Origin of the sequence: Kineococcus esterisolvens, assembly GCF_050871405.1 — a bacterium.
Taxonomy (GTDB): Bacteria; Actinomycetota; Actinomycetes; order Actinomycetales; family Kineococcaceae; genus Kineococcus.
This window is the reverse complement of the sequence record NZ_JBJLRI010000116.1, coordinates 1-7697: the sequence shown is the minus strand read 5'-3', so window position 1 is coordinate 7697 and position 7697 is coordinate 1. Positions and strand designations below refer to the sequence as shown.

General features: G+C 77.5%; 5 protein-coding genes and 1 pseudogene. 1 reads left to right on the top strand and 5 read right to left on the bottom strand.

From position 1 onward, the window contains the following. The 4 genes and pseudogenes from ACRYR8_RS20495 to ACRYR8_RS20480 all read right to left on the bottom strand — a co-directional run. A pseudogene (locus ACRYR8_RS20495) lies at positions 1-747 on the bottom strand (hypothetical protein); the annotation flags it as partial. Positions 748-865: 118 nt separating this feature from the next. After that, on the bottom strand, positions 866-1828 hold the full coding sequence (locus ACRYR8_RS20490) for a cell wall-binding repeat-containing protein (protein WP_432484270.1): 963 nt from the start codon (positions 1826-1828) through the stop codon (positions 866-868). Between the two features lie 161 nt (positions 1829-1989). Further along, positions 1990-3783 (bottom strand): fibronectin type III domain-containing protein, encoded by a 1794-nt coding sequence (locus ACRYR8_RS20485; RefSeq protein ID WP_432484272.1) that lies wholly within the window; start codon positions 3781-3783, stop codon positions 1990-1992. An 88-nt stretch (positions 3784-3871) separates the two neighbouring features. After that, complete coding sequence (locus ACRYR8_RS20480) at positions 3872-6175, bottom strand: diguanylate cyclase domain-containing protein (RefSeq protein ID WP_432484274.1); 2304 nt, start codon at positions 6173-6175, stop codon at positions 3872-3874. A 140-nt stretch (positions 6176-6315) separates the two neighbouring features. On the opposite strand from ACRYR8_RS20480, the gene ACRYR8_RS20475 reads away from it, so the two are divergent. Continuing rightward, a complete protein-coding gene (locus ACRYR8_RS20475) occupies positions 6316-7158 on the top strand; it encodes an alpha/beta fold hydrolase (protein ID WP_432484277.1) in 843 nt (280 codons plus the stop codon). Between the two features lie 21 nt (positions 7159-7179). Here the strand turns inward: ACRYR8_RS20475 and ACRYR8_RS20470 are convergent. Then, positions 7180-7697, bottom strand: a 518-nt coding sequence (locus tag ACRYR8_RS20470) for a methyl-accepting chemotaxis protein (RefSeq protein WP_432484279.1), incomplete at its 5' end; no start/stop codon positions are given.

Sequence of the window (7697 nt, the reverse complement as noted above, 5' to 3'; positions counted from 1 at the left end):
CCCCCCCCCCCCCCCCCCCCCCCCCCCCCCCCCCCCCCCCCCCCCCCCCCCCCCCCCCCCCCCCCCCCCCCCCCCCCCCCCCCCCCCCCCCCCCCCCCCCCCCCCCCCCCCCCCCCCCCCGGTGAGGGCGGCGCGCTGCCAGGCCGGCGAGTCGCGGGCCAGGCGCCCCAGCAGGCTCGCCGCCAGGCGCTGCTCCAGCTCCTCGGGCAGCCCGACGCCGAGGACGTGGGTGACGCGGGTGTCGGGGGCCACGAGCATCACGGCGGCGCGCTCGGTGCCCAGGACGTCGGCGGCGACGGCGACGAGGAGGCGCCCGGCGGCCTCCACGCTGACCGCCCGCACGCCCTCCTCGAACAGGCGGCGCACCGCGTCGGTGACCCGGTGCAGCTCGGCCTGCTCGCGGGCGGTGGTCACGTCGCGCAGCGCCACGGCGAGGTGGTGGCCGGCCGCGGCACCCACGGCCCGGTCCACGGTGGACGGGTCGCCGCCGTGCAGGTGCAGCAGGCCCAGCTCGGCACCGCCGTGCCGCAACGTGAACGTCGCGCAGGCGCCGGGCACGGGACCGGCCTCACCGGCCCGGGCGACGACCACGAGGCGGCCCCGCTCGTGGGCGAGCACCTCGGCGCGGCGCACCCCCGTCCGCGGCGCCAGGGCGGCGTGCACGGCGTCCAGCACGCGCTGCGGGGAAAAGCTCTCCTCCTGCGCCAGTCGCACCAGCTGCGCCGGGAGGGCGCTCTGCGGGTCCACCTCGGGTGCGCGTCAGCGCGGCGGGCGCGGGTGCGGGACCCGCGCCCGGCTCGTCGTCCTCAGCCCCGGCACCCCGTCCACATCGGCGCGCGCGGCTCCGCGCTTGAGGGCACGGGGGTCAGGACGGGCGGGCGGCACCGACGTGGAGGCGGTCGACGGTGCCGCGGCGGTCCAGTTCGGCACGCGTGGCCTCGGGGGTGGCGCCGGTACCGGTGAGCAGCAGGGGGGCGCCGAGTTCCGCGGCGAGCGGTCCGGCGGCGAGAGCGTCGGCGAAACCGTCCCCGACGGCGACGACGGCCGCGGAACCGCCGGGGGAGAACCGCTGCCCGACGGCGACGGCGGTGGCGTAGCGGTCGGGGCCCGCGAGGCGCTCGAACACCGCGTCCTCGTACCCGAGGGCGCGGACCTGGTCCAGGACGGCGTCGGAGACGGCGGACCCCCCGCCCAGCACGACGAACCGGCTGGGGCGCAGCGGCAGGGACGTCCCCTCCGCGGAGAGCGCGTACCGCACCGGCTCGGGCAGCCGGGTGGAGCCCACGAGGAGGACCGGGGCTCCCGCGCTGCCGGCGGCAGCGGCGCCCGCGAGGGCGTCGGGGAAGCCCTCGCCGGTGGCGAGGAACACGGTGCCGGGGTCGTCGAACAGGACCCGCGCGACCCGCACCGCGGTGGCGTAGCGGTCCTCCCCGGCCAGGCGCAGGACGGAGTGGCCCCGGCGCCGCAGTTCCTCCTCGACGGCGGTGCCGATCGACGTCGTCCCCCCGACGAGGTGCACGGTCGAGGTCCCGAGGTTCTCCAGCTCGTCCAGCGTCGCCTGCGGCAGCTCGTCGCGGCCGGTGAGCAGGACGCGGCTCCGGTCGGCGGCCGCGGCGGCGCTCGCGGCGAGCGCGTCGGGGAAGCCCTCCCCCGTCGCCAGGTACACGGACGCGTGGGGGTTCCCGGTGAAGGAGCGGGAGACGGCGGCGGCGGTGCCGTAGCGGTCCTCCCCGGAGATCCGCACGTCGGCCGCCTGCGCCGGCACCGCGGTGCCGAGGGCGAGGGCGCCGGCGAGCGCGAGGGTCAGCGGGGCGGGGCTGCGGCGCACGGGCGTTTCCTGACGTCGGGGTGCTCGGGCGCGGCCAGTGTGGCACCGGGTTCCCGGGGGCGCAGTCCGGCCGGGACGGCTGGGACCGCCGTGCCGCTGAACGCTCACGACGCCCGCCGCGCGCGGGCCCGGCGCCCCGGGCCCCTTGCCCGCGCGGGGTGTCAGGGGGTGCGGGAGGTGCTGCGCAGCGCGCGAGGCACGGTGACGGTGGTGGTGCCCGCGCGGGGCGTCAGCCGGGCCGTGGTGGTCTGCGGCCCGTACCCGGCGGAGTTCCGGGCCCTCACTCCGAAGGTGTAGGTGCGGCCGTTGACGAGGCCGGTGACGGTGACGGTGACCTTCGAGCTGCTCACCGCGAGGGTGCGGGCGCTCTGGGCGACGCCGTTCACGTACGGGGTGACGAGGTAGCCGGTGATCGGGCTGCCGCCGGTGGCGGTGGTGGCGGCGGTGAACGTCGCGGACCGGTCGCCCGCCTTCGCGCCGGTGACCGCCGGCGCACCGGGCGCGGCGGTGGGCGTCGCGGTGGGCGTCGCGGTCGGGGTCGCGGTAGGGGTCGCGGTCGGCGTCGGCGCGGGAGCGGTCGTGGTGGTGCGGGGGGCGACGGTGACGGTGGCGCTGCTCGCGGAGACGCTGCCGGCGGTGACGGTGGTCCGGCCGTCGGCGGTGGTGAACGTGGCGCCGGCGGGCAGCACGAAGGGCGCGCCCGCGGCCCGGGGTTCCAGCAGGCGCGACTTCGCGCCCGCGGTGGTGCCGTCGAGGCGGCGCACGGTCACGCCGGAGGGGATCGCCGCCCAGCCGAGGGAACCGTCGGCGGTGGTGCCGTAGTACTCGCCCCCGGGGTACAGGGGGGCGTCGCGGCCGGCGCCGGCGCGCAGCTCCACGTAGTAGGTGGCTCCACCGCTGGTGAAACGCAGCGCCCGGGTGCCGCTCGCCGAGCCGACGGGGTGCAGCACGGTGCTGGTGCGCGCGGCGGCGTCCACGGCGGTGAGCTCGGCGGGGGTCAGGCCGGCGAGGCGGTCGCGCTGGGCGGCGTTCATCTCCCCCAGGTGCGGGGTGCGGGACGTCGCGGCGTACGCGTTGGCGCCCATGACGTCGAAGAAGTCGCCGTACTCCACGGTGCTGCACGCGGCGGCGGTGCCGTCGTCGCCGCCGGAGCAGGCGGCGGAACTGCCGGAGTGGCCCAGGCCGAGGTTGTGGCCGATCTCGTGGGCGACGACGGCGGGCGCGGCGCTGCCGTTGATCCACGCCGCGAGGTTCCGCGCGGCGGTGGAACCGATCCAGGCGACACCGGAGAAGCCGCAGGCGGCGACCTTCGGCGTGTGCACCAGCAGGGTGGTGTCGGCGGGCACGGCGACCTGGGCGCGCACGGCCCGCTCGACGGTCGCGAGGTCGCAGGAGTTCGCGGCGGTGGAGGTGATGGTCGCCGTCCTCGCCGGCTGCGCCGCGTAGGTGACGGCGCCGTGCGTCTGGCGGTCGTAGAAGGAGCTGACCTCGGCGACGGAGGAGGCGAGGGTGGCGGCGGTGGTGCCGTCGGCGGCGACTCCGGGGACCGTGACGAGCACGGGCAGCACGGCGCGCACGGCGGTGCTCGCGGCCTTCAGCTCGCGCGGGGCGGCGAGCACCTCGTGGTCGAGCACGGCGCGGCCCGACTCGGCGACGGCGGCCGGGGAGCGGTCGGCGGCACGGACGGTGCGGCCGAGGCGCACGGTGACGGTGGCGCCGGTGGGCACGTCCGCGAGGTCGGGGGCGGGGACCCGCACGGGGCCGGTGGCGGTCTGCACGACGGTGACCTGCACGTCGTGGTCACCGCTCGCGTGCGCCGGGTCGACCTCGACGACGGCGCGGCGCACCGTGCCGGTGACGGTGCCCGTGTCCGCGTCGGCCGCTGCGGCGCCCTGCGCCGGGCCGAGCACGCTGCCGGCGGCGCAGACCGCCGCGATCGCCACCTTGAAGCGCACGTCCCCACCCCTCGCTGCGGCGGGTCGTCCCGCCTCGTCGTGAGGGGTTTCGGTGCGCGGCGGCGGTGACCGGATCGGCCGGACGGGTTCAGCCGACGTGCTTGCTGCGGTACATGCGGGCGTCGGCGATGTCGACGAGGGTGGCGGCGTCCACCCCGTCCCTGGGGCAGAGCGCGAAACCGGTGCTGATCTGCAGGCTCGGCGTGCCGCCGGGCACCTCGACGGCCGGCTCGAACGCGGCGTGCAGGTGCTGCAGCACGCGGCGGACGGGGGTGTCGTCGTCGACGGGCAGGTCGGTGAGGACGAGGAGGAACTCGTCCCCGCCCAGGCGGGCCAGCAGGTCACCGGGGCGGGCGACCTCGCGCAGCCGCTGCGCCGCCCGGACCATGGCGCGGTCGCCGGCGGCGTGCCCGAAGCGGTCGTTGATCGCCTTGAACCCGTCGAGGTCGATGAAGACGACCGCCACGCCGGAACCGGAACGGGTGCAGCGGCGCAGTGCGCGGGCCAGGTCCTCCACGACGTGGGCGCGGTTGGGCAGGTCCGTGAGGGCGTCGTGGTGGGCCAGGTGCGCGGTGCGCCCCTCGCGCTCGACGCGGTCGCTGACGTCGACCTGGTTGCCGATGAAGTGCGTCAGCCGGCCGGCCTCGTCGTGCACGGGGCTGATGGTGAGCTCGTTCCAGAAGGTGCTGCCGTCGCGGCGGTAGTTCAGCAGGGTGGCGTGCACGGTGCGGCCGGTGAGCAGGCGGCGGGCGATCACCCGGACCTGGGTGCGGTCCGTCGCCGGCCCCTGCAGGAAGCGGCAGTTGCGCCCCAGGACCTCCTCGGAGGTGTAGCCGGTCAGCTGCTCGAAGGCGGCGTTGACGTAGACCAGGGGCGCGTCCCCGGCGGTGGCGTCGGCGATGGCGATGCCGTTGCTGGCGGTGGCGATGGCCCGCGTCAGCAGCGCCGGCAACTGCTCGGGCGCCACGCCCGCGAGGGGTGGGCGGGCACCGCGCACCCGGGCGGGGGTGGGGGTGGGTGCGCCGGTGCTGTCGGCGGGGCTGCTGCGGTGGCCGGGGGCGGCCGGCGCCTGGACCCGCGACATCAGCAGGGACGCGGCGGCGATGACCTGGTCGCGGTCGTAGCTGAGCACGTACTGCATCCGGCGGGAGCTCCCCGCGGCCCCGTCCGCCCACGCGCCGGTCACGCCCTCCCCGACCGGTCCGTCCTGCGGGCCGCCGGCCGGGGGGCGGTCCACGTCGCGGGCGGCCAGGGCGGCGGCGAAGTGGGGCGAGACGACGGTGACCACCCACTCCCGGCTCAACGGGTCGTCCTCGTGCAGGGGCGTGCCGTGCGCCCCCGCCACGGGCTCGGGGCCCACGCCGGGGGCCAGGATCGCGGTCAGGGCGGTGACCGCGGCCAGCGCCTCGTAGCGGTGCCGGGTCGCGGTGGTCAGGTGGTCGACGTGCTGGAAGCACGACAGCACGACGGCCGTGTCGTCGAGCAGCATCGCCTGGCGCTCCACCTGCCGGGTCAGGGGTGCCAGCAGGGTGGGGGTCGTGGGCTGGGCCGCGACGGTGCGGTTGAGCACCTCGAAGGCCGTCGCCGCCGGGGAAGGGGGTGGTTCCGCGGGCGGCAGGCGCAGCGGCGCGCCCCACCGCTCCGGCGGGGGGCCGGGGTGGGCGAAGTACCAGCCCTGCCCGAGCCGGGCGCCCGTGCTCAGCGCCCGGGTCAGGTGCTCGCGCGTCTCGATCCCCTCGGCCAGCACGAGCGCGCCGCCGCGCTGCGCCTCGGCGTGCACGGCGTTGACGATGGCCGCCACGTCCAGGGTGGGCCGGGCCCGCACCAGGGCCAGGTCCAGCTTGATGACCTGCGGGCGCAGGAAGGGCATCAGCGCCAGCGCGGCCGGCTCGGCGCCCACGTCGTCCAGGGCCACGGACCAGCCCAGTTCGCGCACCCGGCGGACACCGGCCAGCAGCTGCGCCGGGTGCTGCAGCAGGTCGCGCTCGGTCACCTCCACGACCACCTGGACCCCGGCGGGCAGCAGCGCCGCCACCTCGGCCAGGTCCCGCGGTGACAACGACGCCAGCGTGGGGGGCTCGACGTTGACGAACAGCGTGGCGCCGGGTCGCAGGCCGCTCGCGGAGTCGACGACGCAGCGCAGGCACGCCTCGTCCAGACCCTGCACGGCCGCGGCCCCCCGCGCCGCGGCGTCGGCGAACAACTGCCCCGGCGAGAGGTCCGTCCCGTCCCGCGTGCCGCGCACCAGGCCCTCGGCGGCCACCACCTCACCGGTGCGCAGGTCCACGACGGGCTGGTACACCGCGCGCAGGCGGGTGCCCGCCCCGGGGCCGTCCACGAGGGCACCGGCACCTGCGCCCCGCACGGGCGGTCCGGCAGTCGACTGCGCCATCGTCTCGCTCCCTCCCACGCGCGCGGGTGGTGCCCCGTGGGAACGACCTTAGGGACACCGCGCCGCGACGGCGCGGTGGGAGGCCGGGGCGCGGCCGGCCCACCTGCGGCCCCCGGGGACCGTCTGCGAGGCTGCGCGGCGTGCAGCTGGAGCAGGTCTTCGAGTGGCGGGGGCGGCAGGTCCGCTGGACCCGCTGCGGCAACGGCCCCGCGGTGGTCTTCTGCCACGGGACGCCGTGGTCGTCGTGGTTGTGGGCCCCCTTCGCGGAAGCCCTCGCCGCCCGGTTCACCGTGCACCTGTGGGACATGCCCGGCTACGGCGCCTCGTCGAAGGAACCCGGGCACGCCGTCTCCCTCGACGTCCAGGGCGAACTGCTCGCCGACCTGCTGCGGCACTGGGACCTGGCACCGGCGGTCCCCGGGGCGGGCGGCGCTCCGCACGTCGTCGCCCACGACGTCGGGGGCGCCGTGGCCCTGCGGGCCCACCTGCTGCACGGCGCCCGCTACGCCTCCCTCGCCCTCGTCGACGCCGTGGCCCTGGCGCCGTGGGGCTCGCCGTTCTTCCGCCTCGTCCACGACCACGCCGACGTCTTCGCCGCCCTGCCCGCCGCCGTGCACGCCGGCGCGGTCCGCGCCTACGTCGCCGGGGCGAGCCACCGCGGGCTCAGCGGGACCCAGCTCGACGCCCTGCTCGAGCCGTGGACCACACCGCAGGGGCAGGCGGCGTTCTACCGCCAGATCGCCCAGGCCGACGAGGCCTTCACCGACGTCCTCGAACCGCTCTACGGATCGCTCGAACTGCCCGTGCACGTCGTCTGGGGGCAGGAGGACACCTGGATCCCCGTGGACCGTGCGCACCGGCTGGCCGGTGCGATCCCCGGCGCCGCACTGACCGTGGTCCCCGGGGCCGGGCACCTGGTCCAGCTCGACCAGCCCGTGCACCTGGCGACCACCCTGCACGGGTGGCTGAGCGCTCGAGGCTGAGCACCCGAGCGCGCCCGCCGGTCAGGTGCGCGGCAGGGTGAACCCGGCGACGAGCTGGTTGAGCTCGCTGGCGGCGCGGGAGACCTCGCCCGCGGTGGTGGCGGTCCGGCTCGCCCCGGCCGTGGTCTGGTCCGCCGCCTGCGCGATGCCGGAGATGTTCACCGCGATCTCCTTGCTGCCGGTGGAGACCTCACCGACGTTGCGCACCATCTCGCTGGTGGTGGCGGACTGCTCCTCCACCGCCGCGGCGATGGTGCCCTGCAACCCGTCGATGCGCGCGATGACCTCGCTGATGCCGCCGATCGCGCTGGCCGCGGCGGCCGCGTCGGTCTGCGTGGTGTTGATGCGGGTGACGATCTCCTCGGTGGCCCGGGCGGTCTGCTGCGCCAGCTCCTTGACCTCCCCGGCCACCACGGCGAAGCCCTTGCCCATCTCCCCGGCGCGGGCGGCCTCGATGGTGGCGTTCAGCGCCAGCAGGTTCGTCTGCTCGGCGATGGAGGTGATCAGCTTGACGACCTCGCCGATCTCGCGGGAGGAGG